At 62.3% G+C, this 25,199-nt stretch carries 24 protein-coding genes; 12 read left to right on the top strand and 12 right to left on the bottom strand.

Annotation, left to right across the window (positions count from 1 at the left end; genetic code table 11):
- Positions 1 to 86: 86 nt before the first annotated feature.
- On the bottom strand, positions 87 to 887 hold the full coding sequence (locus tag SINAR_RS0114390) for a DsbA family protein (protein ID WP_027999753.1): 801 nt from the start codon (positions 885 to 887) through the stop codon (positions 87 to 89).
- A gap of 109 nt (positions 888 to 996) precedes the next feature.
- Positions 997 to 1,503 (bottom strand): DUF721 domain-containing protein, encoded by a 507-nt coding sequence (locus SINAR_RS0114385; RefSeq protein WP_027999752.1) that lies wholly within the window; start codon positions 1,501 to 1,503, stop codon positions 997 to 999.
- An 89-nt stretch (positions 1,504 to 1,592) separates the two neighbouring features.
- On the opposite strand from SINAR_RS0114385, the gene mutY reads away from it, so the two are divergent.
- Positions 1,593 to 2,693 carry an A/G-specific adenine glycosylase gene (gene mutY, locus SINAR_RS0114380; protein ID WP_027999751.1) on the top strand — a complete coding sequence of 367 codons (1,101 nt, stop codon included), beginning with the start codon at positions 1,593 to 1,595 and terminating at the stop codon, positions 2,691 to 2,693.
- Between the two features lie 74 nt (positions 2,694 to 2,767).
- A complete protein-coding gene (locus tag SINAR_RS0114375; RefSeq protein ID WP_027999750.1) occupies positions 2,768 to 3,424 on the top strand; it encodes an HAD family hydrolase in 657 nt (218 codons plus the stop codon).
- Between the two features lie 130 nt (positions 3,425 to 3,554).
- Here SINAR_RS0114375 and SINAR_RS0114370 read toward each other — a convergent pair whose 3' ends face one another.
- From SINAR_RS0114370 to SINAR_RS0114360, 3 genes are all read right to left on the bottom strand, one after another.
- Entirely contained in the window at positions 3,555 to 4,685 is a 1,131-nt protein-coding gene (locus SINAR_RS0114370; protein WP_027999749.1) for a site-specific DNA-methyltransferase, read from the bottom strand.
- A gap of 113 nt (positions 4,686 to 4,798) precedes the next feature.
- Positions 4,799 to 5,158: an antibiotic biosynthesis monooxygenase family protein gene (locus tag SINAR_RS0114365; protein WP_027999748.1), complete on the bottom strand. Its 360-nt coding sequence runs from the start codon at positions 5,156 to 5,158 to the stop codon at positions 4,799 to 4,801.
- Between the two features lie 4 nt (positions 5,159 to 5,162).
- Positions 5,163 to 5,483 (bottom strand): NIPSNAP family protein, encoded by a 321-nt coding sequence (locus tag SINAR_RS0114360; protein ID WP_027999747.1) that lies wholly within the window; start codon positions 5,481 to 5,483, stop codon positions 5,163 to 5,165.
- A 72-nt stretch (positions 5,484 to 5,555) separates the two neighbouring features.
- Here SINAR_RS0114360 and SINAR_RS0114355 point away from each other — a divergent pair, with 72 nt between their 5' ends.
- The 3 genes from SINAR_RS0114355 (at position 5,556) to SINAR_RS0114345 (ending at position 8,482) form a co-directional block, all read left to right on the top strand.
- Positions 5,556 to 6,239: an ArsR/SmtB family transcription factor gene (locus tag SINAR_RS0114355; RefSeq protein ID WP_027999746.1), complete on the top strand. Its 684-nt coding sequence runs from the start codon at positions 5,556 to 5,558 to the stop codon at positions 6,237 to 6,239.
- Between the two features lie 193 nt (positions 6,240 to 6,432).
- Positions 6,433 to 7,128 (top strand): HAD family hydrolase, encoded by a 696-nt coding sequence (locus tag SINAR_RS0114350; protein ID WP_027999745.1) that lies wholly within the window; start codon positions 6,433 to 6,435, stop codon positions 7,126 to 7,128.
- Between the two features lie 247 nt (positions 7,129 to 7,375).
- Positions 7,376 to 8,482: an ABC transporter substrate-binding protein gene (locus tag SINAR_RS0114345; RefSeq protein WP_027999744.1), complete on the top strand. Its 1,107-nt coding sequence runs from the start codon at positions 7,376 to 7,378 to the stop codon at positions 8,480 to 8,482.
- Positions 8,483 to 8,674: 192 nt separating this feature from the next.
- On the opposite strand, the gene SINAR_RS0114340 is transcribed toward SINAR_RS0114345, so the two are convergent.
- Positions 8,675 to 9,220, bottom strand: a complete 546-nt coding sequence (locus SINAR_RS0114340; RefSeq protein ID WP_027999743.1) for a hypothetical protein — start codon at positions 9,218 to 9,220, stop codon at positions 8,675 to 8,677.
- 348 nt (positions 9,221 to 9,568) lie between these two features.
- Between SINAR_RS0114340 and thrC the strand changes: the two genes are divergently transcribed.
- From thrC to SINAR_RS0114320, 4 genes are all read left to right on the top strand, one after another.
- Complete coding sequence (thrC, locus tag SINAR_RS0114335; protein ID WP_027999742.1) at positions 9,569 to 10,969, top strand: threonine synthase; 1,401 nt, start codon at positions 9,569 to 9,571, stop codon at positions 10,967 to 10,969.
- 15 nt (positions 10,970 to 10,984) lie between these two features.
- Complete coding sequence (locus SINAR_RS0114330) at positions 10,985 to 12,286, top strand: M16 family metallopeptidase (protein ID WP_027999741.1); 1,302 nt, start codon at positions 10,985 to 10,987, stop codon at positions 12,284 to 12,286.
- Between the two features lie 277 nt (positions 12,287 to 12,563).
- Positions 12,564 to 13,175: a GNAT family N-acetyltransferase gene (locus SINAR_RS0114325; protein WP_027999740.1), complete on the top strand. Its 612-nt coding sequence runs from the start codon at positions 12,564 to 12,566 to the stop codon at positions 13,173 to 13,175.
- Positions 13,175 to 16,087, top strand: coding sequence for a sensor domain-containing phosphodiesterase (locus SINAR_RS0114320; protein WP_027999739.1), 2,913 nt, complete (start codon positions 13,175 to 13,177; stop codon positions 16,085 to 16,087). The genes SINAR_RS0114325 and SINAR_RS0114320 overlap by 1 nt, the downstream gene beginning before the upstream one ends.
- A gap of 122 nt (positions 16,088 to 16,209) precedes the next feature.
- On the opposite strand, the gene SINAR_RS0114315 is transcribed toward SINAR_RS0114320, so the two are convergent.
- Complete coding sequence (locus tag SINAR_RS0114315; RefSeq protein WP_027999738.1) at positions 16,210 to 16,815, bottom strand: YqgE/AlgH family protein; 606 nt, start codon at positions 16,813 to 16,815, stop codon at positions 16,210 to 16,212.
- Between the two features lie 257 nt (positions 16,816 to 17,072).
- Here SINAR_RS0114315 and SINAR_RS0114310 point away from each other — a divergent pair, with 257 nt between their 5' ends.
- Both SINAR_RS0114310 and SINAR_RS0114305 read left to right on the top strand, forming a co-directional pair.
- Complete coding sequence (locus SINAR_RS0114310; protein ID WP_027999737.1) at positions 17,073 to 17,900, top strand: protein-disulfide reductase DsbD domain-containing protein; 828 nt, start codon at positions 17,073 to 17,075, stop codon at positions 17,898 to 17,900.
- A 61-nt stretch (positions 17,901 to 17,961) separates the two neighbouring features.
- Positions 17,962 to 18,447, top strand: a complete 486-nt coding sequence (locus tag SINAR_RS0114305) for a peroxiredoxin (protein WP_027999736.1) — start codon at positions 17,962 to 17,964, stop codon at positions 18,445 to 18,447.
- Between the two features lie 430 nt (positions 18,448 to 18,877).
- On the opposite strand, the gene SINAR_RS0114295 is transcribed toward SINAR_RS0114305, so the two are convergent.
- From SINAR_RS0114295 to SINAR_RS0114285, 3 genes are all read right to left on the bottom strand, one after another.
- Positions 18,878 to 20,341 (bottom strand): DUF1254 domain-containing protein, encoded by a 1,464-nt coding sequence (locus SINAR_RS0114295; protein ID WP_336884857.1) that lies wholly within the window; start codon positions 20,339 to 20,341, stop codon positions 18,878 to 18,880.
- An 82-nt stretch (positions 20,342 to 20,423) separates the two neighbouring features.
- Positions 20,424 to 21,902, bottom strand: a complete 1,479-nt coding sequence (locus SINAR_RS0114290; protein WP_027999734.1) for a DUF1254 domain-containing protein — start codon at positions 21,900 to 21,902, stop codon at positions 20,424 to 20,426.
- Positions 21,903 to 21,938: 36 nt separating this feature from the next.
- Positions 21,939 to 22,514 carry an SMI1/KNR4 family protein gene (locus tag SINAR_RS0114285; RefSeq protein ID WP_027999733.1) on the bottom strand — a complete coding sequence of 192 codons (576 nt, stop codon included), beginning with the start codon at positions 22,512 to 22,514 and terminating at the stop codon, positions 21,939 to 21,941.
- Positions 22,515 to 22,673: 159 nt separating this feature from the next.
- Between SINAR_RS0114285 and SINAR_RS0114280 the strand changes: the two genes are divergently transcribed.
- Positions 22,674 to 23,696 carry a helix-turn-helix domain-containing protein gene (locus tag SINAR_RS0114280; protein WP_027999732.1) on the top strand — a complete coding sequence of 341 codons (1,023 nt, stop codon included), beginning with the start codon at positions 22,674 to 22,676 and terminating at the stop codon, positions 23,694 to 23,696.
- A gap of 63 nt (positions 23,697 to 23,759) precedes the next feature.
- Here the strand turns inward: SINAR_RS0114280 and rnhA are convergent, their stop codons facing one another.
- Both rnhA and SINAR_RS0114270 read right to left on the bottom strand, forming a co-directional pair.
- The gene (gene rnhA / locus SINAR_RS0114275) at positions 23,760 to 24,221 is read right to left on the bottom strand and encodes a ribonuclease HI (RefSeq protein WP_027999731.1); all 462 of its coding nucleotides are present in this window, start codon (positions 24,219 to 24,221) and stop codon (positions 23,760 to 23,762) included.
- The gene (locus SINAR_RS0114270) at positions 24,218 to 25,198 is read right to left on the bottom strand and encodes a homoserine kinase (RefSeq protein WP_027999730.1); all 981 of its coding nucleotides are present in this window, start codon (positions 25,196 to 25,198) and stop codon (positions 24,218 to 24,220) included. The genes rnhA and SINAR_RS0114270 overlap by 4 nt, the downstream gene beginning before the upstream one ends.
- Position 25,199 lies beyond the last annotated feature (1 nt).

Below are 25,199 nucleotides of genomic sequence, written 5' to 3'. Positions count from 1 at the left end.
GAGGCATGGTGAAACCCCACAGGCAGCCCAATACAAAAACGGGCGCACGGCCGCCGCCGTCGCCCGCCGAAATCGAAAGCGAAGGATCAGAGTTTGCTGTCGATGAGGGCCGACATAACGTCAACCGACATGTCCCCCGAATAGTGCTCACCGTTGACGAAGAAGGTCGGCGTCGACTTGACCCCGAATTCCTTTGCGCCCCTCTGCATTACTGCATTCACATCATCCAGAAGCTTCTGGTTCGTCAAGCAGGCCTCGAAGCTCTCCTGTGTAAAACCGGCGAGTTTCGACAGCTGCAGGAGAGCATCGCGGCCGTTGTGCGCAGCGGCCCACTGCTCCTGCTGCTTGAACAGCATGGAAATCATCGGGAAATACTGCCCCTCGGGTGCACAGCGCGCCAGCATGAAGGCGGCTGCCGCGCGCGGATCGAAGGGGAATTCGCGGACGATGAAGCGCACCTTGCCGCTGTCGACATACTTCGTCTTGATCGCGTCGAACGTATCGTTGTGGAAATTGGCGCAATGCGGGCAGGTCATCGACATGTATTCGACGATGGTGACCGGCGCATTCGCATCTCCGAGCGCCATTTCCGGCAGCGCTCCGGGCTCCAGGAGCTTGGCCATGTCTACGCTGCCCTCCGACTTCGGCAACTCGACCTTGGCGGCAGGGGTAGAGGCCTGCGCCACTTCGGTCGCGGGCTTCGCCTCGCTCGGGGCCGCAGGCGCCTGAGCGGTCGAGGCGGTAGTCGTCGTATCCGTGGCTTCTGTGGGGGCCGTCGAAGCCGCCTCTTTCTTTTCATCGCTGCAGGCTGCAAGCGCCAGGGCGAGCGCTGCGACGGCGACCCCGCCCAGCAGGCGTTTCGGAAGGCTTGTTTGGGAAGCGGACATGGACAGGACCCGTGTTTACTCGAGGAAAATTGAAGCGTGATTTCGATAACTTGCCGCGTGCGGAGCGACAAGGGGGGGTGTTTCAACAGCGTTCAAACAATCGTGACCGTCATCGCCGCCGCGTCGCCAGAACGGCAGTGCCGAGCCGCTTCAGCGCCGCCTTCAGCACCTCGCTCTCGACGCCCTCCACCATGGCTTCGAGCCGCCGGGCAGCTTCGCCGACAAGGGGTTTCGGGCGGCTGTGGCGTTTGGGCGGCGTCGCAACCGGCTTCTGGACGATGCGCAACTGACCGACCGCATGGAAACCGAAGAAGCCGTTGATGCGTTGGATCAGCTCGCCCTGAGCATGGCTCAGGAAAAGCGCCCGCGCGCCCTCGCAGGCAACTGTCAGGACGCCCGGCTGGTAGCCGCCTTCGCCCGCGGTTTCGGAAGCACGGCGTGGCCAGGTAATTCTTTCCGGACGGGTGCAATCGGCGAACTCCGCCCCCGCGATTTCGTCCCACGAACCGAGCAGCATCGTATTGATGCCGGCACGCTTCGCCAGCACCGGATCGATCAGGCCGTTGGCGACTTCACTTATCTGAACGACGCCCCTGCGGGCCTTTCCTTCACTCACGGAGCGACTCTCTGTTTGCAATTGCTATGGAACCTTGCGGCTGGAGCCGGCATCGGCCAAGTATAGGCCGCAAAAGGATCCCCCGGCAAATGACGCGCGATATTCCACAGGCAACGAGCGCCGCACTTCTTCTCGACTGGTACGACCGGCACCACCGCGGCCTGCCTTGGCGGATCTCGCCAGCGATGGCGCGAGGAGGCGTGGTCGCCGATCCCTACCATGTGTGGTTGTCGGAGGTGATGCTCCAGCAGACCACGGTCCAGGCAGTCAAGGCTTATTTCGAGAAGTTCCTCGCTTTGTGGCCGACGGTCGACGACCTTGCAGCGGCAGACACCGAAGATGTGATGAAGGCTTGGGCCGGCCTCGGCTATTACGCCCGGGCGCGTAACCTGAAGAAATGCGCCGAGGCGGTCGTCCGCGATCATGACAGCCGCTTTCCGGACAGCGAGGAAGGGCTGAAAGCGCTTCCGGGCATCGGCGACTACACGGCAGCAGCCATCGCCGCAATCGCCTTCAACCGGCGAAGTGCGGTTCTCGACGGGAATGTGGAGCGCGTGATCTCGCGCCTCCACGCCATTGAGACGCCGCTGCCCGCAGCCAAGCCGGAAATGCGGACCCTGGTTCGAGAGTTCACTCCGGCCGACCGGCCGGGCGACTTCGCACAGGCGATGATGGATCTCGGCGCGACGATCTGCACGCCGAAACGGCCGGCCTGCTCCCTCTGTCCCTTTCACCCGGATTGCCGAGCCCTGAAGACGGCCGACCCGGAGACTTTCCCGCGCAAGGCCGCAAAGAAGGAGAAGCCGCTGCGCCTGGGTGCCGCCTTCGTCGCCGTCGCCGTCGACGACGCCATCTATCTTCGCAAGCGCCCCGAGACCGGCCTCCTCGGCGGCATGACAGAGGTGCCCGGAACGGACTGGACGGCGCGCCGCGACGGCGACAGCTCGATAGATGCCCGGCCCTTCCCCGCGTCCTGGGAGCCGTGCGGAACCGTCAGCCACGTCTTCACGCATTTCGAGTTGCGCCTTTCCGTGTTTCGGGCCAGGGTCGGGCGCGCCGATGCGGGAGAGGCGCGGACCGGAACGAGCGGCTGGTGGGAGCCGATGGCCTCGCTCAAGGAGCAGGCGCTTCCGACTGTCATGAAGAAGGCAATCGCCAAGGCTATACCGCACGCGTTCGAGGCGGGATAAAGGTAAGGCGGAGCGCTTACCGGCCCTCCGGCTTCAGTTTCCAACCGCAAGTCCCAGGATCGACAGAAATGGCAATGAGCAGCAACGATATCCGCCACATCGTTTTCGACATCGGCAAGGTGCTGATCCATTACGATCCGGACCTACCCTATTCCCGCCTGATCCCGGACGAGGCGGAACGCAGCTGGTTCTTCGCCAATGTCTGCACCTCCGAATGGAACATCGAGCAGGACCGCGGCCGCTCCTGGGAAGAGGCGGAAGCACTTCTCATCCGCAGCTATCCCGACAGGGAAGATCACATCCGTGCTTTTCGCCGGCACTGGCACGAAATGGTGCCGCATGCCTATTCGGACACGGTCGCCATTATGGAAGGCCTGATCGCCGACGGCTGGGACGTGACGATGTTGACCAATTTCGCATCCGACACCTTCCGGGAGGCGCAGAGGCTCTATCCTTTCCTGACCCTGCCGCGCGGAGTCACGGTCTCCGGCGACGTGCGGCAGATCAAGCCGGACCTCGCCATCTACCGGACCCACACTGAAACCTTCGATCTCGACCCGGGCGCGACGCTCTTCATCGACGACAGCCCGGCCAATGTCGAGGGCGCACGCGCGGCCGGCTGGCAGGCAGTTCGGTTCATCGATGCGCAGCAGCTGCGAGGCGATCTGGCTGCCTACGGGATCAAGCCTTCGCACACGGCACCTTCGCCGGCGGCGGCTGCCGCGCTGTAATCGCCGGCCCGCACTCGTACAAACGCCCGGAATCCTTTTCGGATTCCGGGCGTTTAAAGCGCTCCTTCCGGGACTGAAGGTACAAAAACCGGATGTGGCGCTTATCGAAGACCCAGGCGGAACTGGTTGATCAGTTCAGTTTTGCCAGGTCGTTTCGAATGACGGATCTGAGCTCGTCGATAGGCTTCAACACGCTTCCCTCCTCGAAGTGCCAGAAGGTCCAGCCATTGCAGGCATCGAGGCCCTGCACTTTTGCGCCGAGACGGTGAATGGATCCGGCCTCGCCGCCGGACGCCAGCGTGCCGTCGGCGCGAACGATCGCGCTGTAGCGGCGCTTCGCATCCGTCAGAACCGTGCCGGGCTTGATGAGCCCGCTTTCGACCAGCGTGTTGAAGGCGACGCGCGGCTCCGCCTTCTTGCCCGTCATCACCGAGAGCGTCGCCTTGCCGAGCGGCTCGACCGCCGCGATGCGCTCTGCGGCGGCATCGATATAGTCCTGTTCGCGCTCTATGCCGACGAAGTGCCGGCCAAGTCGCTTTGCGACTGCCCCGGTGGTGCCGGAGCCGAAGAACGGGTCGAGCACGACGTCGCCGGGCTTGGTCGAGGCCATCAGCACGCGGGCAAGCAGCGCTTCCGGCTTTTGCGTCGGGTGTACTTTCTTGCCGTCGTCACCCTTCAGCCGCTCGGAACCGGAGCAGATGGGGAACAGCCAGTCGGAGCGCATCTGAACGTCGTCGTTCGCCGCCTTCATTGCTTCGTAGTTGAAGGTATAGCCCTTGGCCTTGGCGTTGGGGGTCGCCCAGATCAGCGTTTCATGCGCGTTCTGAAAGCGGCGTCCCTTGAAGTTCGGCATCGGGTTGGTCTTGCGCCAGATGATATCGTTCAGGACCCAGAAATGCAGGTCCTGAAGGATCGCGCCGACCCGGAAGATGTTGTGGTAGGAACCGATGACCCAGAGCGTGCCGGTGGGCTTCAGCACCCGCCGGCAAGCGAGCAGCCAGGCGCGGGTGAAGGCGTCATAGGCTTCGAAGGAAGCAAACTGGTCCCAATCGTCGTCCACTGCATCGACCAGCGACTGGTCGGGCCGGTGCAGCGTGCCGCCGAGCTGAAGGTTATAGGGCGGGTCGGCGAAAACGACATCGACCGAATTATCGGGAAGCGCGTTCAGCGCGGCCACGCAATCTCCCTTGATGATGCTGTCGAGCCAGTTCAACGGACGGGCGGCACGGGAGATTTCGGCAAGCGAAACAACTGATGACATTGGCAACTCGCAAATACGCTTACTCGGACTGACGATAGGCGTATGGTTACCGAAGATGGTTACCAAAGCCTGAAGGTCGCCGGAAATAATTGCGTCATTGCCGGCGCCGTCGATCAGGAATCGCCATTCGCATCGTGCCATCGCCGGCTGTCCGGCGGCGCCGCTTCCCGCTCGTCAAGACCGTAGTCCCGAACGACCGCAGCAATCCGCAGCCGGTAGTCGGCAAAAACTCCGCGGCGGCCCGCAGCCTGCGCGGCCCGGTGTTCGGCGCAATTGCGCCAAGCCTTTACCGCCGTCTCGTCGCGCCAGAAGGAGAGCGACAGCAGCTTTTCCGGATTGGTGAGACTCCGGAAACGCTCGATGGAAATGAAACCGTCGATCCCGTCCAACAGCGGTCGCAGATCGCCGGCAAGCTTGAGGTAGGCGTCGTGCCTGCCCTCAGTCGGCAGGACTTCGAATATCACCGCAATCATCGCGTCATCCTTTCGCGTGCGTCAGGGAGACGTTCTTCAGGAAAATCCGGTCTTCCCTGAGGATGAAGCGTTCATTTCTGGCAAATTCATAGTTCTCGCGCCCGAGCGGGTCGGCGGCGAGGCGTGCCCGATACGCCTCGTAGGCGGCGAGGCTCTCTATGTTGTAGATGCCATAGGCGGTCGTCGCCGAGCCTTCATGCGGGGCGAAATAACCGATGAGATCGGCGCCGCAGCGGGGAATCGCTTCGCCCCAGTTGCGCGAATAGGCAGCGAAAGCGTCCTTCCGGAACGGATCGATCTCGTAACGGATGAAACAGGTGATCATGGTTTTCTCCTTGTTGATCGACCTCCATGATGCCCGCTTGCACAGAGGCGATGCTTCGATTACCGTCGAAGTATGAAGGAAGGTCCGGACATAGCCCTGATCGGTTCGCTGATCGGCGATCCTGCGCGCGCGAACATGCTGACCGCGCTGATGGGCGGCCAGGCGCTGACGCCGACGGAGCTTGCGGCCCAGGCCGGCATCACGCTGCAGACGGCCAGCTCGCACCTGGCCAAGCTGGAAGCGGGCGGTCTGCTGACACAGCGCAAGCAGGGCCGGCACCGCTATTATACGCTGAGCGAGGACGAGGTCGGGCTCATGCTCGAAAACCTCATGGGCTTTGCCGCCGGGCGCGGCCTGACGCGCTCGCGGCCCGGACCCAAGGACCCGGCGCTGCGCAAGGCGCGCGTCTGCTACAACCATCTCGCCGGCGATTATGGCGTGCGCATGCTGGACAGCCTGATCGCCGCCCGGCAAATCGAAATGACGGGCGAGGACGATCTGGCTCTCACCGATACAGGGCGTATCCGCATCGAGTCGCTCGGGATCGATTACGCGGCGCTGCAGAAATCCCGGCGACCGATCTGCCGGACCTGCCTCGACTGGAGCGAGCGGCGGTCGCACCTCGCGGGCTCGCTCGGGGAAGCCTTGCTGACGTTCTTCATCGACAAGGGCTGGGCGAAAAGGGAACGGAACAGCCGCGCCATTCGGTTCACGGCCGCGGGCGAGAAGGCCTTTTCGGAACTCTTTCCCCGATAATCCGTGATGATTTCAAATCGCAATGGCGGAGCGCCTGCGATTGTGATATCAAGCGGCCACAATCTTTGGTTATCGACCTCCTGCTCCAGGTTGAGCTTTGATCCGCCATCGTATAAAGCTGCGGCGACCGTTTCCCGCGCCGCTTTTCAGCTCCTCCCCTGCCGGCGGCGCCTTTCTCCCAAGGAACCGACTTATGACCGGTATCGACCTCATTATCTTCGATTGCGACGGCGTGCTCGTCGACTCGGAAATCATCGCCTCGGAAGTCGAGGCCGGATTGCTGACCGACGCGGGCTATCCGATCAGCATCGAGGAAATGTCCGAACGCTTTTCCGGCATGACCTGGCGCGATACGCTGCTGGCGGTCGAGAAGGAAGCGAGCATTCCGCTTTCCGCTTCCCTGATCGACAAGGTCGACTCGATTCTCGATCAGCGGCTTGCCCGCGACGTCAAGATCATCGAGGGCGTGCGCCCAGCGCTCATGCAACTGACGCTTCCGCATTGCATCTGCTCCAACTCCACTTCCGAACGGCTTGCGATGATGCTCGGCAAAGTCGGCATCAAGGACCATTTCGGCAAGCATATCTATTCGGCTCGCGACCTTGGCCCGGATCGCGTCAAGCCGAAGCCGGACATCTTCCTGCATGGAGCCGGCCAGTTCGGCGTCGATCCGGCGCGCGTTCTGGTCATCGAAGATTCAGTCCACGGCGTTCATGGCGCCCGCGCGGCGGGCATGCGCGTCGTCGGTTTCACCGGCGGTTCGCATACATTCGCAGCCCATGCGGACAAGCTGACGGAAGCCGGCGCCGAAACAGTCATCTCGCGAATGGCGTCGCTTCCCGGGGTAATCGCCGCGCTCGCGGAATGGTCGGAATCCATGACGGCTTAGAGCCGGGATGAAGATAAAGTGCGCTTTTCGCACATCCCGCTCTAACGCTTGAACTTACGCACTCCCGCAGGGAAAACCGTTACACGCTTTTCCCGGAAGTGCGCCGGGGTGGCGGTACGACAGGGTGAGGACTCCATGCCGCATGGAAGACGCATGGACTTCCTCCGAGAATCGACCGATTTTCGGACTGCGGCGCGGACATATCAAGCAGACCCCCCAAAGGGGGATTTTCCAAGGAGGAAACACAATGCGTCTCTCACGATTGACCGGAATGACCCTGGCGGCCAGCGTCGCGTTTGCGCCGCTCGCCCATGCCGACATCACCATCGGTGTCATCACTCCGCTCACCGGTCCCGTCGCGGCCTTCGGCGAGCAGGTCAAGAACGGCGCCGAAGCGGCGGTTGAAGCGATCAACGGCGCCGGCGGCGTCAATGGCGAGAAGCTTGTCGTCAAGGTCGTCGACGACGCGGGCGAACCCAAGCAGGCCGTCTCGGTCGCCAACCAGCTGGCGGGCGAAGGCATACAATACGTCGTCGGTCCGGTGCTCTCCGGTACTTCGATGCCGGCATCCGACGTTCTGGCCGAAAACGGAATCCTGATGGTGACGCCGACGGCTACGACCCCGGACCTTACGACCCGCGGGCTGTGGAACGTTCTGCGCACCTGCGGCCGTGACGATCAGCAGGCTGTTGTCGCCGCCGACTACGTCGTCAAGAACTTCAAGGACAAGCGCGTCGCGGTGCTGCACGACAAGGGCGCCTATGGCAAAGGCCTTGCCGACGGCTTCAAGGCTGCGATCAATGCAGGCGGGATCAACGAGGTGGTTTATGAAGGCCTGACCCCCGGCGAGAAGGACTTCGGAGCGATCGTCACCCGCCTAAAGGCCGAGAATGTCGACGTGGTCTATTTCGGCGGCTATCACGCGGAAGGTGGGCTGCTCGCCCGTCAGATGCACGACCAGGGCGTACAGGCGCAGCTCCTCGGCGGCGACGGCCTCTCCAATACCGAATTCTGGGCGATCGGCGGCGAGGCGGCAGCGGGCACCATTTACACCAATGCCAGCGATGCGACCCGCAATCCGGCCGCCGCACCGGTGATCGAGGCCCTCAAAGCCAAGAACATCCCCGCGGAAGCCTTCACACTTAACGCCTATGCAGCCGTGCAGGTGCTCAAGGCGGGTATCGAGAAGGCGGGCTCCACCGAAGATGCGACCGCCGTCGCCACCGCCATCAAGTCGGGCGAGGCGATCGACACTGTCATCGGCAAGCTGACCTACGGTGAAAGCGGCGATCTCACCTCGCCGAGCTTCTCGCTTTACAAGTGGGAAGGCGGCCAGAGCGTCGCGGTCGAGTAAGCGGCCGCTGAGCGGAGTTGAGCTCGCCCCTCATCCGCCTGCCGGCACCTTCTCCCCGTCTTACGGGGAGAAGGTACAAGCGGCATCGCCTCCGCACTTTCAACGCCAAGAGAGAGCTGGGAGCGTGCCGCTCGCGTCCTTCGCCCCGCCTGCGGGGAGAAGGTGGCCGGCAGGCCGGATGCGGGGCGGGTATTACTTGGTCCTATACGGACCTTCGTCGAATCCTACGAAAACCTTCGCTTCGGCGCCGGCACCGGCAGGAATCGTCACATCGGCCTTGGTGAAGACGAACTGTGTGGTGGCACTGCCCGCCGGCACTTCGACCGGGTATTGGGTCAGCTCCGAATAGAGCGTCTTTTCGCCGTCCGTGGCGGCAACGCGGATCGGCAGCGTCACCCTGCCCGGCCCTCCGGCGGGACCGGCGACCACGCGACCCTGCACGACGACCGTCATCGTCAGCTTGTCCGGGCTCTGCACGCATTGGCGCGTCGTATCGGCAAGCGAGGCCTGATAGACGATCTTGCTCGGGTCGTCCTTGGCACCCTTGGCATAGGTACGATAGGAGGACGTACCGTCCCGAAGGCTGATCGGCGGGCACGCCGCCTGGATCACCGCAGGCGTCGGCGCCGTCGCGCTTCCGCCGGCGTCGATGGCGCCACCCGATTGCGTCTTGTTACAGCCTGCAGCGGCCAAAAGGAGGGATACTGCGAGAAGACGGCGAGACACTTTGCCAGACACGTTGCACAACCTCTACTGAACGGACGAAAACCCGGACCGCGGCGAGTTCGGCTTTCGAGCAAGCCGAACTCGCCGCGGGCGGCTACAACAGGCGCGAGCTTGAGAGCACCTCGGGCCAACTCAAGCTCTGGGCCGAAAACGGCCGGAGCCCTTTCTTGACCTTCGGGCATCGTCTATAGCAGCGGCGAAATCAAAAATCGACCGGTCCACGCTCCCCCACCGAAATTTCCGAGACCGACGTGAAATTGCCACGGTGACAAGAATGGCCGCGCGATCTGCCGGAGACTGACGCAAAACGCGCCTGCAGCGCCGCGCGTCCTTGAGACGCGCAAACGACGAAGGATGACGATGGTGAAGTATATTTCGACACGGGGAGAAGCGGCCTCTCTCGGTTTTTGCGATGCGCTTCTGGCGGGACTTGCCCGCGACGGCGGGCTCTATTTGCCGGAGGCATGGCCGACGCTCTCAAAGAAGGATATCCGGGCGCTGCGCGGCAAATCCTATCAGGAGATCGCCTTCACCGTTCTGGAGCCCTTCACCAATGGCGAGATCCCAGCCGCCAAATTCCGCGAGATGATCGACGAGGCCTACGCCACCTTCCGTCATCCCGCCGTGGCCCCCCTGGTCCAGACCGGACCGAACGCTTTCGTAATGGAGCTCTTCCACGGCTCGACGCTCGCCTTCAAGGACGTCGCCATGCAGTTGCTCGCGCGGCTGATGGACCATGTTCTCGCCGAGCGCGGTGAGCGGGCGACGATCGTGGGAGCGACTTCCGGCGATACCGGCGGTGCCGCGATCGACGCCTTCGCCGGGCGCGAGCGCACCGACATCTTCATCCTTTTTCCGCAGGGCAAAGTGTCGCCGGTGCAGCAACGGCAGATGACCACGTCGGCGGCATCGAATGTGCATGCGGTTGCCGTAAGAGGCAATTTCGACGACTGCCAGAACCTGGTCAAAGCCATGTTCAACGATCAGGCCTTCCGCGACCGCGTGAAGCTTTCCGGCGTCAATTCGATCAACTGGGCGCGTATCATGGCGCAGATCGTTTATTATTTCACGACGGCGGTCGCTCTCGGCGCGCCGGACCGGAAGATTTCCTTCACCGTGCCGACCGGCAATTTCGGCGACATCTTTGCAGGCTACGTCGCCAAGCGCATGGGTCTGCCGATCGACAAGCTGATCATCGCCACAAACGAAAACGACATTCTGGCGCGCACCCTGAAGACCGGCCGTTACGAGATGCGCGAGGTCAAGGCAACGACCTCGCCGTCGATGGACATTCAGATATCTTCGAACTTCGAGAGGCTCATTTTCGAGGCCAACGAGCGCGACCCGGCGGAGGTCCGCGCGGCGATGGCGGGCCTCCGCCAATCCGGCTCGTTCACGATCGGAGATGCCGCGCTGAAAAAAATCCGCAAGGAATTTCGCGCCGGCCGCGCCTCGGAGAAAGAGGTGGCGAAAACGATCCGCAAAACCTTCGATGAGACCGGCTATCTGCTTGATCCACATACGGCAATAGGCGTTTTCGTGGCAGCCAGGCACGAGAAGAGCTCCGCCCCGATGGTCACCCTTGCGACGGCCCATCCGGCGAAATTCCCCGCCGCAGTAAAATCGGCAAGTGGTATTGACCCCGCGCTTCCGACGTGGCTTGCTGATCTCATGACTAGGGCGGAGCGTTTCGACATCCTGGATCCAGAACTCAAGAGCGTCGAAACCTTCATCGGCGAGCGTACCCGCGTTCGGGAATAGAGCGAAAGATCACGGATGATGAAAGTTGAGTGCACCCGGCTCCCTTCCGGGCTGACGGTGGTGACCGAGCGGATGCCGCATCTGGAAAGCGTGGCGCTCGGGGTCTGGATAAAGTCCGGTTCGCGCAACGAAACCGTGAATGAACACGGAATTGCGCATCTCCTGGAGCACATGGCTTTCAAGGGCACGAGGCGGCGCAGCGCCCGCCAGATCGCCGAGGAAATCGAGAATGTGGGCGGCGAGGTCAATGCCGCCACTTCCACCGAAACGACGTCCTATTATGCCCGCGTGCTCAAGGACCATGTGCCGCTGGCGGTCGATATTCTCGCAGACATTCTGACGGAATCGAGCTTCGAGGCGGACGAGCTCCGCCGCGAGAAGCAGGTCATCCTGCAGGAGATCGGAGCGGCGGACGACACGCCGGACGACGTCGTCTTCGACCGTTTTGCCGAGACCGCCTATCGGGGCCAGACGGTCGGCAGGCCGATCCTCGGCACGCCCGAAACGGTAATGTCCTTCAGCGCGGATCAGATCCGGCAATATCTCGGCCGCAACTATACGACCGACCGTACCTTCATCGTCGCCGCCGGCGCCGTCGACCACGACACCATCGTGCGCCAGGTGGAGGAGCGCTTCGCCGCGTTTCCGGCCCAACCCGCTTCCGCTCCCGTCATCGAGACCGCGCGCTACACCGGCGGAGACAGCCGCGAGAGCCGCGACCTGATGGATGCGCAGGTGCTGCTCGGCTTCGAAGGCAAGGCCTATCACGCGCGCGATTTTTACTGTTCGCAGATTCTCGCCAACATTCTTGGCGGCGGCATGTCGTCCCGTCTTTTCCAGGAAGTGCGCGAACACAGAGGTCTCTGTTATTCGGTCTATGCGTTCCACTGGGGCTTCTCCGACACCGGAATCTTCGGCGTACATGCGGCGACGGGCGGAGAAAACCTGCCGGAGCTGATGCCGGTGATCGTCGATGAATTGCGCAAGTCGTCCCTGTCCATCGATCAGCAGGAGATCGAGCGTGCCCGCGCGCAGATCCGCGCGCAATTGCTGATGGGGCAGGAAAGCCCGGCGGCGCGTGCGGGACAGATCGCACGGCAAATGATGCTTTACGGCCGTCCGATCCCCAATGAGGAGCTGATGGAGCGCCTGTCGGGCATCACCATAGAGCGCCTGACCGACCTCGCCGGCCGCCTGTTCTTCGACACGGTGCCGACGCTCTCGGCCATCGGGCCGCTCGAACAGCTCGCGCCCCTGAACGACATATTGTCTTCGCTGACCACGAAAGCGGACGCGATACGCGCTGCGGCGAGCTGACCGGCCATTGCCGGTCGCATGCTAATCCTTCAAGGTCCTCGTTTTCCTTGTACAATTCTTAAAATCGGATTCGATTTGAGCGTAAACTTGTGCAACGTTTCGCAATGAGGCAGTGCCTTGAAGGCGCGTCGCATTCGATTGGGTCCACGCGGCGCGCTTTAGGTCATCATTCTCGTGCATGTCGTCCTTCCGCAAGCGCCGCACACCCTTGGACGACATGCATTCGGCTCGACCGAACAGCGGCGGCGCTGACCGCGCTACTGGCCTGGAGGCATATATGACACGATCGGTTTTTCGGTTCCTGTCGCGGCAGCCGGAGACGGTCGAGATCGCCAGCCAGCACTATCTGCTCCGCCTTCCCCGCTACGCCGACTACCGGCAATGGTACCGGCTGCGCAGCGAAAGCCGCGCCTTCCTGGAGCCTTGGGAGCCCACCTGGCGCGCCGATGAAATGACCGAGGGCGCCTTTCGCAGCCGAGTCAATCGCAACGAACAGGAATTCGCTTCCGGTCAGGCCGTGCCTCTCTTCCTCTTCCACAGGCCGGACGAAACGCTGCTTGGCGGCCTCACCATCGGCCATATCCGCCGCGGGGCCGCGCAAAACTGCATGATCGGCTACTGGATGGGCCAGAAACATGCCGGACAAGGCCATATGTACGAGGCCTTGAAGCTGACGATCCCCTACATCTTCACGCGCCTTGAGTTGCACCGTATCGAAGCAGCCTGTATCCCGGAAAACGCACGTAGCATCCGGCTCCTTGAAAAGGCCGGCTTTGAGCGTGAAGGCTATTTGAGACAATATTTGAAGATAAACGGGCAATGGCGGGACCACTTGATGTTTTCGCTCCTCTCCGTCGATGCCGCACCCAACAGGAATATGCCCCTTTGATGCCCCTGATCCGTAAGCCGATCGCATGGCCAGCCGCGAGGCTGGCGGCGTTTCTGGTCGCACTCGTCGTTTTCGCCCTCGGCCCCGGCGGCGGCGTTGCGCATGCGCTCGAGCCGGTAAAGATCTCCCGCGAGGACACGGCGCTCGATCTTACCGCCACGACCGAGATCTACAGCGGCAGGGGCGATGCCTTCCAGGTTTCGACCGCCCCCGGTACGGACGGCATCGTCAGGCGCATCGAAGTGCGTTCCAGCACGGAAAATCATCAGGGCGACTGGGCCGTCTTCGCGCTCGCCAATGTTTCGGAAGAGCAGCTCGAACGCGTGATCGTCGCGCCGCATTTCCGGCTCGTGAACTCGAAGCTCTTCTGGCCCGATCTAGGCTCGCAGCGCATACTGTCGATCACGCCAAGCGAAGGCTTTGCTCTGGACCGGCAACCGAGCGAAGAAGCGGACGTCTTCCGAATCACGCTGAACCCGGGCGCGGTCATCACCTTCGTCGCCGAGCTCACGACGCCGGAGCTGCCACAGATCTATCTTTGGCAACCGGATGCCTACAAGGACACCGTCAACGCCTTCACCCTCTATCGCGGCATCGTGCTCGGCATCGCCGGGCTTCTCGCCGTGTTCCTGACGATCCTCTTCGTCGTCAAGGGCACGTCGATGCTGCCGGCAACGGCCGCTCTCGCCTGGGCGGTCCTCGCCTATATCTGCGTCGATTTCGGCTTCCTTTCGAAACTCATCACCGTGACCGCCGACGACGAGCGGATATGGCGAGCGGGGACGGAGGTATTCCTCGCAGCCGGCCTCGTCGTCTTTCTGTTCACCTACCTCAATCTCAACCGCTGGCATCAGCATCTCGGCTATGCGACGCTCGCCTGGATTCTCGGACTCGGCCTGCTCTTTGGCGTCGCCGTCTACGATCCGGCAATCGCCTCCGGCATCGCGCGTCTTTCCTTCGCGCTGACGGCAACCGTCGGTATCGTGCTGATCGCCTATCTCGGCTTCAACCGTTACGACCGCGCGATCCTTCTCGTTCCTGCCTGGCTGTTGATCCTCGTGTGGCTGTTCGGCGCCTGGCTCGCGGTGACCGGTCAACTCGCCAACGACATCGTGCAGCCTGCGCTCGGCGGCGGACTCGTCCTCATCGTGCTCCTGATAGGCTTCACCGTCATGCAGCACGCCTTTGCCGGCGGAGCCTATCAGCAGGGTCTGTTCTCCGATCTCGAGCGTCAGGCGCTGGCGCTCACCGGCTCGGGCGATACGGTCTGGGATTGGGACGTGGCGCGGGACCGCGTCGTCACCATTCCCGACATTTCGCACCAGCTCGGGCTTTCGCTCGGAACGATGAACGGGCCGGTGCGCAATTGGTTGCCGCGTCTGCACCCGGATGACCGCGACCGTTTCCGGGCGACGCTCGACGTGCTGCTCGAACATCGCCGCGGTCGGCTCAACCATGAATTCCGCGTGCGCGCCGAGGATGGCCATTATCATTGGCTGTCGATTCGGGCGCGCCCGGTGCTGGGGGCCAATGGCGAAATCATCCGATGCGTCGGCACCATTGTCGACATCACCGAACAGCGCAACTCGGTCGAGCGGCTCTTGCACAACGCGCTTCTGGACAACCTGACGGGCCTGCCGAACAGGCAGGTTTTCCTCGACCGCCTGCAGGCGATCCTGCTGATGGGCGACGGCAGCAATCCGATACGTCCGACCGTGCTTGCCATCGACATCGACCGCTACAAGCAAGTCAACGACATGCTGGGGATCGCCGCCGGCGACAATGTCCTCATCGCGCTGACGCGCCGTCTGCGCAGGCTCCTGCGCCCGCAGGACACGCTTGCGCGTCTCGGCGGCGACCAGTTCGGTTTGATCCTCATGTCCGAGCGCGATCCGGCCAAGATCGCCGACTTCGCCGATGCCGTCAGCAAGGCGATCATGGTCCCGCTCAACTACGGAAACCGCGAGATCAACCTGACCGCTTCGATCGGCCTCGTCTCGTGGCTCGACCAGGAACAGAGCGCTGCCGGACTGCTTGACGACGCCGAGCTTGCGATGTTCCGCGCCAAGAAGGCAGGCGGCAACCGGGTCGAGCCGTTCCGTCCGGCTTTCCGCACCTCCGGCTCGGACCGTCTCCAGCTCGAGGCCGACCTGAAACGCGCCATGGAACGCAAGGAGCTTTCCCTCGTATACCAGCCGATCGTTCGCCTCAGCGACGCGGAGATCGCCGGCTTCGAGGCGCTCATGCGCTGGGACCATCCGAAACGCGGCAACATTTCGCCGACCGAGTTCATTCCCATCGCCGAAAACTCCGACCTGATCAATCAGCTGGGCCTCTTCGCCTTCGATAAGGCCACCAGTGATCTCGCCGAGTGGCAGACGCAAACCGGCGATCTGCCGATCTTCATCTCGATCAATCTGTCGAGCGCACAGCTTCTGAACAACGAACTCTACGACGACATGCGCGCAATCCTCAGCCAGAGCCGCTGCGATCCGGCGCAGATCAAAATGGAGCTGACGGAATCACTTGTCATGGAGAACCCGGAGCAGGCCAGGCTCGTGCTCGAAAAGCTCCGGGAAACGGGGCTGCGGCTGGCGCTGGACGATTTCGGCACCGGCCACTCTTCGCTCTCCTATCTCACCCGCTTCCCTTTCGATACGATCAAGATCGACAAGGCGCTGGTGCGCGATCCGAGCGACAAGCGCGCCGTTATCCTGCGCTCGGTGATCACGATGGCGCGCGAACTGGACATGCGGGTGGTCGCGGAGGGGATCGAGTCCGAGGAAGATGCGATCCAGCTCGCGCAGATGGGCTGCGACTACGGTCAAAGCTTTCTTTTCGGACCGCCGGTCGGATCGGACTCGATCCTGAGGCTCCTGAAGGAGCGATTTCCGCTGATGAAGCGGGCTTGAGGGCGTTCGCCCCTCACTCGCCTGCTGCGGCCGGCATGAGAGATAATCGAGCGACTGTCGCTTCCCTTCGCGACGCCTGCGGCGAAAAGGTGCCGGCAGGCGGATGAGGGACAACCAGGCTTTCAGGCGTGGCCGGAATCCGTCGACAGCATCGCCGGACTGACACCCATCAGGGCCAAGGCTCTGTCGTATTTCTCGTCGAGATTGCGGCTGAAGATCAGTTCCTCCTGCGCAGGGCAGGTCAGCCAGCCATTCTGGGTGATTTCGGTTTCCAGCTGGCCCGGGCCCCACCCGGCATAGCCGAGCAGCATGGTGGCCTTGAGGGGTCCCTCGCCGCGCGAGATGGCCCTGACGATATCGAGCGTTGCCGTGAGGCAGATGTCGTCACTGACGGGAATGCTGGAGTCGCTCAGATAATCATCCGAATGCAGTACGAAGCCGCGCCCGGTCTCGACGGGGCCTCCGGCCTGGATCTGGAACTCGCGCGTGGCCGACGGCAGGCGGATCGCCTCATCCGGGTCCAGGAGCTGCAGGTGCAGCAGAACGTCCGGGAAGGTCAGGCGTTGCGGGCGGTTCAGGATGAAACCCATCGCCCCGTCTTCCGAATGGGCACAGACGAAGATCACCGTCCGGGCAAAATTGGCGTCGAACATACCGGGCATGGCGATCAGGAATTGACCGTCAAGGAAGCCGCGTTCGCGTATCGTATTCAGCACGTTTGTCGCCATGATATCGACAGCCTATCAATTCGCGACGAAATGAAAAGCGCTTCTGCGTGGCCTTCGCCGAAATTTGCGCCTACGACATTCCGCTGCGGTGTTGCGGCCGGGTTCGCAATGCGCCCTTATGATGTGCACAGGCGACGCCCTGCCCATATCCTCGCCTTGCCGATCAAGCAATTATGATCGCGGCAACGTATCGGGGCCGCTGGAGACCGAGGGCGAAACGCGATACAGCTTTGACCATGATCCGACGCCCGACCCCAGTGAAAATGGCCCAACGCATCGCCACGGCAAGCCTTCTCCTCGCTTTTTTTCTGCCCGCCCAGTCCTACGGAGCCGCCAGCGAATGGGTGACCTCGCCCGGCGGCGCTTTCCGCATTGTCGCTTCGCAACCGAAGCCGGATGGTTTCATTCCCGCCATGCTCGAAGTTCGGCTGACCTCCGGCTGGAAAACCTATTGGCGGGATCCCGGCGCAAGCGGCATACCGCCGCAGGTCACCCTCGATCCCTCCGGCGGCGTCTCCCTGCAATCGATCCGTTTCCCGGCGCCGAAGACGTTCGGCGAGGGGCCGGGACGCTACATCGGATATGACGCGCCGGTGGCTTTTCCGCTGACGTTGAAGAGGACCGGCAATGGCGGCGACGTCACCATCCGCGCCTCCATCTTCCTCGGCATTTGCGAAGACATCTGCATCCCCGTGCAGGGCGATGTGTCCCTCTCGCTCAAGAGCGGCGACTTCGACAATCCGCTCGACGATGCGCGCATAGAAAAGGCGATCTCCGCGCTGCCGGAGCAGCCATCCGAGGACTTCAGGCTGGTGAGCGCGAAATTCGATGCAACGACCGGCCTGGCCCGACTCGAGTTCGAGTTGCCACGGGATGCGGCTGCGGGGCCAGCCGATCTCTTTCTCGCTGGGCCGCCCGGCGTCTTTTTCGGCGAGCCGGTTTTTCACGGTGAGCGGGGCGCCCAGCGCCGGGCGGACGTTCCGGTGAAGGTTTCCGGCAAGGCCGAGACCATCGCCGGAAAGCCGATCACGCTCACCCTGCGCGCCGGCAGCCGCAGCATGGAGACGACGCTTGCCTTTGATTGAGCTAACCCTATAGTTCCCCGCAATTTCACTACTTGCATAGAGACCAGCCGAGGAGAGACCAGTGACCATTGCCGTCGGAGACAAGCTGCCCAACGCAACCTTCAAGGAGAAGACCGCGGACGGCCCGGTAGAGGTGACCACGGAACAGCTCTTCAAGGGCAAACGCGTGGTTCTTTTCGCGGTCCCCGGCGCTTTCACGCCGACCTGCTCGCTCAACCACCTGCCCGGCTATCTGGAAAGCCGCGACGCCATTCTCGCGCGCGGCGTCGACGACATCGCCGTCGTCGCGGTTAACGACCTGCATGTGATGGGGGCCTGGGCAACCCATTCCGGCGGCATGGGCAAGATCCACTTCCTCTCGGACTGGAACGCCGCCTTCACCAGGGCGATCGGGATGGAGATCGACCTTTCGGCCGGCACGCTCGGCCTTCGCTCCAAGCGCTACTCGATGCTGGTCGAGGACGGCGTAGTCAAGGCGTTGAATGTCGAAGAAAGCCCGGGTCAGGCCACCGCGTCCGGCGCGGCGGCAATGCTCGAGCTGCTTTGATTCGTCAGAGCGGAATGTTTTCAAGCCCGTTCATATCCTGCCTCTCTGAAGCAGGCTGAGCGTTCGTGCGGGGGGACGGCTTCCTGAGCCTTATGGGAGCCGGGATTGTCCAGGATGACGGTGTCGCCGGCTTTGAGTTCCGGCACCACAGCCCCCTTCATGGATTCCTCTTCCATGGCCAAGTCAAGAACTGCGTCAGCAAAATTCTCTTCGGTTGCGGGGCATTCTGCATCTCGACATAGCCCACGGGATTGCCGAACTGATCGACATCGGATCAGCGGCGACTGCGCAAGGAATATGATCGTTCGTGCGTGGTGCGGCGTTCAGTACAGGCCCGTAAACGGCGTCCTCCTGCTGTCTCGTCACGAAAGGCCCTCTGGTTGGTCAGGTGGGCGCCGCAGCGGGACTTGGCCGCTGCGGCGCCCAGTCCTCACTGGACCTTCTCGACGTCGGGGAGCGCCCACGACTTGTCGAAGAACGGCTCCGTCGGCCCGTAAAAGCGGAAGTAGGCGAACCATCCCTTGTCAGGATTGGTCTGTATCCAATTCGCCTCGTGGCCTTCGGGCGCCTTCGGACCGAAATAGACGTCGATCGAGCCGTCCTCGTTCTTGACGATGTCTTCCTTGCGCGACGAGATGTCCGGTCGTCCCTGCTCGGTCACCGGCATCTGGCGCGTGCCCTCGTCATAGGCGGTGACCGACCAGAAGCCCTTCGCGGGAGGATTGGCGGGGACATGCAGCTTGTAGGTGTTCTCGCCCGAGAGCCAGGCGCCGTCCGCATCCTTGTAGGAGGCGATGTAGCGCTGGCCGACACCCGGTGTCTGGGTCAGCATCGCTTTGGAAACAACGACGGCCTCGTAGAACCAGGCAGCGCGCTCGTCGACTTGATCATAGGTGTTGGCCTTCTGATCGGTCGCCACGACCAAGGCGTGCTTCCAGTTGGTGCCCTCCCAGAAAGGCGGCTCGACACGCTTGTCGGTGGTGTTGACCTTCGCCATCGCCTCCCCGACCAGAATTCCGTCCTGAAGCAGTTTGGTCTGCCTTTCGTCGGGCTCGAACGGCTGGCCCCTTTCGATGCCGAGGAACTTCAGCTGCCCCAGAATCAGCCGGTCGCGCTCGTCGATGGGGTTGCGCTGGATGACCTCGTTGAGGCTGTTCCAGTAAGCCATGCCGCGCGGAGGCATCTGGCTCCATTTCTTGTCGCCGGCGGCGCGTGCGGGCATGGGTTCGCCAGTGCCTTCAACAGTCCAGCTGTATGTCTTGATTTGCGGCACAATTTCGGCGATCGCCTTTTCCTTGTCGGCGCCGAGCAGCCGGAACCCGGCCAGCACGTCGCGGCTCGTCGCCTGCACCACAAAGTAGCCCGGAGCCTCAACCGGTCCGTATCCGGGCGGCATGATCAGATATTTGCCGCCCTTGCCCATGTCGGGACCGACGACGCCAAGGTCGGCAAGCACCCGCTGCCAATTGTCGAGAACCATGCCCGCGATCAGCCCTGGGGGCACTTCGACGACGAAGGGGCCGGTTTCCTTCAGGTCGATGAAGGTAGCGATGTAAGGCGTCGTATAATTCGGCGTCAGGATGCCCAGCTTCTCGGCAAAATCCAAATAGGTGAGCATCTCGCCGCTTTTGCCGCCAAAGACGTCGTAGTGAGCCCGACGCCATTCATTCAGGCCGACGGCGGGGATGCTCCACAGATAGGCCTGCGACGCCCGCTGGAAGTCCATTTCGTCATAGAGCTTCTTCACGGTCTCGGCGGACGGGTAGCCGCTTTCGAAGGTCAGGTTGCCGATGCGTGTGCTGACGGTCGCGTCGCCCTCGAAGGGGTTGGTCTCCTGCGCCATGGCGTTCGTCGCTCCGCAAAGGGCGCAAGCAAGCAGCGCTGACCTGATGATGGCTGTTCTGGTTCTCACCGTCTTTCTCCTTGAGTTCGTACTTGCACGAAGCGGGCCGCACCTCGCGGCCCGCCAGCTTGGATCAATCGACCTTCACCACGTCGTCTGGCTTCCATGTCTGGTCGAAGAACTCGACGCCGGTGCCGTAGAGGCGCAAGGCCACCAGGAAATTCCGGCCGCTGACCGTTTGGATCCAGTTCGTGTCCTGCGCGTCGGCAGGCTTCTCGGGTGCGAACCACAGGTCCACCGAGCCATCCTGATTCGTTGCGACCTTGTTGAAGCCGTTGATCGACGGCATCAATTGAGGCGCTTCCACCATCGTCCCGTCGGTGATGTTGTAGGCGGTGACTGCCCAGAATAGCGCCGCCGGCGGATTGGGTGGCAGGTGCAGCCTGTAGGTGCTCGAGCCGTTCAGGAACTCGCCCTTCGCGTCCTTGAAGGTGAATGGATATTTCGAGCCCGCACCCAGAGTGCGCATGACCATGGCGGGCGCTGACGAATAGGCAACCTGGAAGTACGATGCGCGCTGGTTCACATCGAGATAGCCGTCCTGCAGCCATTCGGATGTGCCGGCAGCCCAAGTGTTGAGATACTGCCTGTCCTTGTAGTAGCGATCGCGTTCGTCCGGCCTGCCGAGCTGCCGTAAGGCCAGGATCATCTTGGGTGCGGTCGCAACTGCCTTTTTCAGCAGCTCCTGCTGCTTCGGGGTCGGGTTGAACGGCTGGCCCTTGATGATGCCTATCGATGCCAGCACGCCGCGCAGTTCGGGATCGATCGCCGAGACGGGCTCGTAGTCGACGAACGCCTTCAGCTTGGTCCAGTACGCATCATCGACCGGATACATCATGTTGATGCGCTTGCCCGAACCGTTGGGGAACTCCATCGGCTTGACATCCTTCTCCGGCGTCCACAGCGGGTAGACGCGCGTTTGTTCGGCGAGCGCCACGGCCGGCTTGGGGTCGGGCCCGTTTTCGCCTTTCGCCATGATCGTGCGGAAGAACAGGAAGACATTGTAGGTCTTCGATTTGAATGCGAAGTAGCCTTGCGGAACTTCGCCGTCATAATCTGGCGGCAGCAGGAGATATAGCCCGCCGCGCGCGCGGTCCGGCCCGATCAGCCCGACATCGGTGATGGTGCGCTGGAAAAAGTCGGTGAGCATGCCGATCACATTGGGTGGCGCTGCAACCACGAGCGGTCCGGTTTCCTTCAGGTCGAGATAACTCATTGAATAGATGACGTCGGCATTCGGCGTGGGCACCCAGGTGCGCGAGTCCATCCGGTCCTTCCAGATCGGCAGGATGTTGTAGCCCCTGCCGAATGTCGCTTCCGAGCCATCACGCATGCCGATGGTGTTCAGTGCCGGGAGCATGGTGATGTAGGCGTGCACGGCGCGCTGATAGTAGAGCTCGTCGCGCAGCGCCTCAGCTTCCTCCTGCGGCAGCCAGTTGCCGTTGTTGAGTTGCTCGACCAGGGGCGGGGCTGCCGTCTCCTGAGCCAGCGCCGAAAACCCCGACAGCGCTGATGTCATTGCTGCAGCCAAAAACACAGCCTTCGATCTCATGATTACCTCCTGTTGCCGCCATCCGGCGAGCGCTGATCAATCGCTTAATCCATCGTATCCATCGTCCAGCCGCCATTTCCCGGCATCGAGACCGTCCGCAACGCGCCGGAAGAGATCGCCAATGCTTTGGGCGACGACAGCGCGCTCGGTACGGTCGTAGAGAAACCAGATGACTTGGCCGTATCGATCTGCGCGCTTTGTCCGGAGATCGATGCAATAGTGATCGCCGCGCGGACTGCTGAAGAGGGGGAGCCAATCTGCCGACCACGTGGTGGCCTGACGGAGGGGGCGGTCGTCGGCGAGCGCGACCAGATGAAATTCGTCACCGGTGCCATATCGGAGGCAAAGGTCCTCCCAGGCCACAGCCGCAAGATCGAGCGGCAGCCACCGCTGATTGAGATAGAGGGTGGGCGCTCCCTCCGGCTGGCCGTCATGGGCAGTATAGAGAAGCCGGAGGTCGGAAGGCAGGGCTTTCCCGAACTTGGTCTCGAATCGTTGAATAGTGCAGGAGTTTACTCCTGGTCGAACGAACGGCAGGCGGTCCGGGTAGTACCGGGCAACCCAGGCTTCGATGCGCTTCAACGACCGCACGGGGTCAAGCGGGATCGACATGAGGCCTCCTGTGTGACGGTGAAGCGGTTCGATGTTCCCGGGAGCAGTTTCGAATTCAAGGATAGGTTCGCTGCGACTGGTCTCAAGACCATATTCGTGCCAAAACTTGACCCAGCGTGCCAACCTAGGGCTGTACCTCATGCGGCGAGGAGGAGATCCATGGACTCGTCAACGATCCCCAGCACCCGTTTCTCGACCCGGCAATTCGATGTCTGGCGGGAGAGCATCGCTGTAGTTTTCGACGTCGAGCGCCTTCCCGGCGATGCCGGGGCGACGTTCGACGCGAGCGTCGATGCGTTCCAACTCGGTGAAATGGTCGTCACCAGTGCCAGTCTTGGCGGGCAGCGCTACGTCAGATCGCCGGCGCGAGTCCGCCGAGACGGCATGGACCACTTTGTTTTCAACCTGTACCGCACCGGCGGCTGGAAAGCCCAAACGCCGCGGCGCGAGTTCGAGGGGAAGGCCGGCCAAGTTTCCGTGCTCGATCTCTCCAGCGAATTGATCAGTGACGAACCGAACTCCAGTCTCGTGGCGTTGTTCGTTCCGAGGTCGCTGCTCGAGGAACGACTCCCCAATCTCGCCGCCCTTCATGGGAGTGCACCATCGGGTCCACACGCGGTGCTCCTGGCCGAGTATCTGGATATGCTGGTCCGGCGGCTGCCCACGTTGCCGGGGGGTGACGAGCAGGCGCTAAGCCGAGCCACATGCGAAATGCTCACGGCTTGCCTCGCCCCTTCTCTTGTCAACGTTGAGGCAGCGCGGCCGGGTCTTGAATTGGTCCTACAGCGTCGGGCGAAGCGCTTTATCGAAGCACACCTCAATTCCTCCGAACTCAGCACCGATGCGATCTGCAATGCTGTGGGCGTGTCCCGCAGAACGCTCTACCGATTGTTCGACCAGGAGGGAGGTGTGTTGCACTACGTGCGGAGCAGGCGGCTTGAGCGCATAAGGGCAGTCCTTGCTGATCCGAGAGAAACCCGGCGCATTTCCGAAATTGCGGCCGAGTTCGGATTTTTACGCAGCGATCATTTCGCTCGAGCCTTCAAACACCAGTACGGACAATCCGCACGGGACTTACGCGATCTGATGCACCGGCATCCGGAAACATATCCCGAAACCTCTCCTGTCGTGCCTGGTGAAAACCAGGGGTTCGACGATTGGATTCGCTCGTTGCTTGCTTGAATTCGCATCCGGTCATTGGGCGTCGCGGCATCTGGGGCGACCTCGCGCAGTGCCCAGTCGAATTCACTTCACCGCATCCGTCCGGCGCGCCTTCTTGAACGGCTCCATGCCCTTGCGGGCGAGTTCGTCGGCACGTTCGTTCTCCGGATGACCGGCGTGGCCCTTGACCCAGTGCCAGGTCACGTTGTGGCGATTTCTTGCCTCATCGAGCGCCTGCCATAACTCGCCGTTCTTCACCGGCTTTCGGTCCCCGGTTCTCCAACCGTTGCGCTTCCAGCCGTGTATCCATTTGGAGATACCGTCCATCACATATTTGCTGTCGGTGTGGAGATCGACCTCACAGGACTGCCTGAGCGCGTTCAGTGCCGAGATTGCTGCGAGAAGCTCCATGCGGTTGTTCGTCGTCTCCGCCTCTCCACCGGACATTTCCTTCTCCACGTCGCCGTAGCGCAGCACCGCGCCCCAGCCGCCCGGTCCGGGATTTCCCGAGCACGCACCGTCGGTGAAAATGTCGACGTGCTTCATGCCGAGGCCTCTTCGCGTCCGAGGCCATATTCGGCGCTCGAGACGATGGCGCGATGAAAGCGGATCTTCGTCAGATATTCGAGCGGGTCCTTCTTGACCACAAGCGCGCCCGGCGGCGTCGTCAGCCAGTCATAGAGGCGCGTCAGAAAGAAGCGGAGCGCGGACCCGCGCGCAAGCAGCGGCAGCGCCTCGACTTCTTCCGCCGTCAGCCGCCGCACGCTCTCATAGCCGGAGAGCAGCGCCATGCCCTTGGTGATGTTGTAGGAACCATCCTTCTCGAAGCACCACGAGTTCAGGCAGATGGCGACGTCGTAAGCGAGGAAATCGTTGCAGGCGAAATAGAAATCGATCAGGCCGGAGAGGCGATCGCCAAGGAAGAAGACGTTGTCCGGGAAGAGATCCGCGTGGATCACGCCTTCCGGCAGGCCTTGCGGCCAGTGCTCTTCGAGGAAGGCGAGCTCCGTCGCGATCTCGTCCTTGAGGCCCGCTTGAACCTCGTCGGCACGGGCTTCCGAATTCCGCCATAACGGCCGCCAGCCATCGACGGAAAGCGCGTTGGGGCGTTTCAAGCGAAAGCCCTCGCCTGCCTGATGCATCGAAGCGAGAGCCCGGCCGACCTCGCGGCAGTGCTGCGCCTCGGGCTTCCTCAGCCACATGCCTTCCAGAAAGGAGATCACCGCCGCCGGTCTCCCGGAGAGCGTGCCGAGCAGTTTGCCGTCGGCGCGCGGAAGGGGCAGCGGGCAGGAAAGTCCCCTTTGGGCGAGGTGATGCATAAGGCCCAGGAAAAACGGCAGGTCGTCGGCGTTTACGCGCTTCTCGTAGAGCGTGAGAATGTAGGCCCCTTTGGTCGTGTGGAGAAGGAAATTGGAATTCTCCACGCCTTCGGCGATCCCCTTGTAGGAGGTCAGCGACCCCACCTCATAGGCGGCGAGGAAACGGATCAGTTCGTCTTCCGTGATATCGGTATAAACTGCCAAG

This window comes from Sinorhizobium arboris LMG 14919, assembly GCF_000427465.1.
GTDB classification, from domain to species: domain Bacteria; phylum Pseudomonadota; class Alphaproteobacteria; order Rhizobiales; family Rhizobiaceae; genus Sinorhizobium; species Sinorhizobium arboris.
Note: the sequence above shows the minus strand (reverse complement) of the source record. Positions and strands in the feature narration are given on the sequence as shown.

Bases quoted from the DNA above. Each gene is read 5' to 3' on its own strand.
- SINAR_RS0114390 (WP_027999753.1), bottom strand. From the start codon at position 887: ATGTCCGCTTCCCAAACAAGCCTTCCGAAACGCCTGCTGGGCGGGGTC.
- mutY (WP_027999751.1), top strand. From the start codon at position 1,593: ATGACGCGCGATATTCCACAGGCAACGAGCGCCGCACTTCTTCTCGAC.
- SINAR_RS0114375 (WP_027999750.1), top strand. From the start codon at position 2,768: ATGAGCAGCAACGATATCCGCCACATCGTTTTCGACATCGGCAAGGTG.
- SINAR_RS0114370 (WP_027999749.1), bottom strand. From the start codon at position 4,685: ATGTCATCAGTTGTTTCGCTTGCCGAAATCTCCCGTGCCGCCCGTCCG.
- SINAR_RS0114365 (WP_027999748.1), bottom strand. From the start codon at position 5,158: ATGATTGCGGTGATATTCGAAGTCCTGCCGACTGAGGGCAGGCACGAC.
- SINAR_RS0114360 (WP_027999747.1), bottom strand. From the start codon at position 5,483: ATGATCACCTGTTTCATCCGTTACGAGATCGATCCGTTCCGGAAGGAC.
- SINAR_RS0114355 (WP_027999746.1), top strand. From the start codon at position 5,556: ATGAAGGAAGGTCCGGACATAGCCCTGATCGGTTCGCTGATCGGCGAT.
- SINAR_RS0114350 (WP_027999745.1), top strand. From the start codon at position 6,433: ATGACCGGTATCGACCTCATTATCTTCGATTGCGACGGCGTGCTCGTC.
- SINAR_RS0114345 (WP_027999744.1), top strand. From the start codon at position 7,376: ATGCGTCTCTCACGATTGACCGGAATGACCCTGGCGGCCAGCGTCGCG.
- thrC (WP_027999742.1), top strand. From the start codon at position 9,569: ATGGTGAAGTATATTTCGACACGGGGAGAAGCGGCCTCTCTCGGTTTT.
- SINAR_RS0114330 (WP_027999741.1), top strand. From the start codon at position 10,985: ATGATGAAAGTTGAGTGCACCCGGCTCCCTTCCGGGCTGACGGTGGTG.
- SINAR_RS0114325 (WP_027999740.1), top strand. From the start codon at position 12,564: ATGACACGATCGGTTTTTCGGTTCCTGTCGCGGCAGCCGGAGACGGTC.
- SINAR_RS0114320 (WP_027999739.1), top strand. From the start codon at position 13,175: ATGCCCCTGATCCGTAAGCCGATCGCATGGCCAGCCGCGAGGCTGGCG.
- SINAR_RS0114315 (WP_027999738.1), bottom strand. From the start codon at position 16,815: ATGGCGACAAACGTGCTGAATACGATACGCGAACGCGGCTTCCTTGAC.
- SINAR_RS0114290 (WP_027999734.1), bottom strand. From the start codon at position 21,902: ATGAGATCGAAGGCTGTGTTTTTGGCTGCAGCAATGACATCAGCGCTG.
- SINAR_RS0114285 (WP_027999733.1), bottom strand. From the start codon at position 22,514: ATGTCGATCCCGCTTGACCCCGTGCGGTCGTTGAAGCGCATCGAAGCC.
- SINAR_RS0114280 (WP_027999732.1), top strand. From the start codon at position 22,674: ATGGACTCGTCAACGATCCCCAGCACCCGTTTCTCGACCCGGCAATTC.
- rnhA (WP_027999731.1), bottom strand. From the start codon at position 24,221: ATGAAGCACGTCGACATTTTCACCGACGGTGCGTGCTCGGGAAATCCC.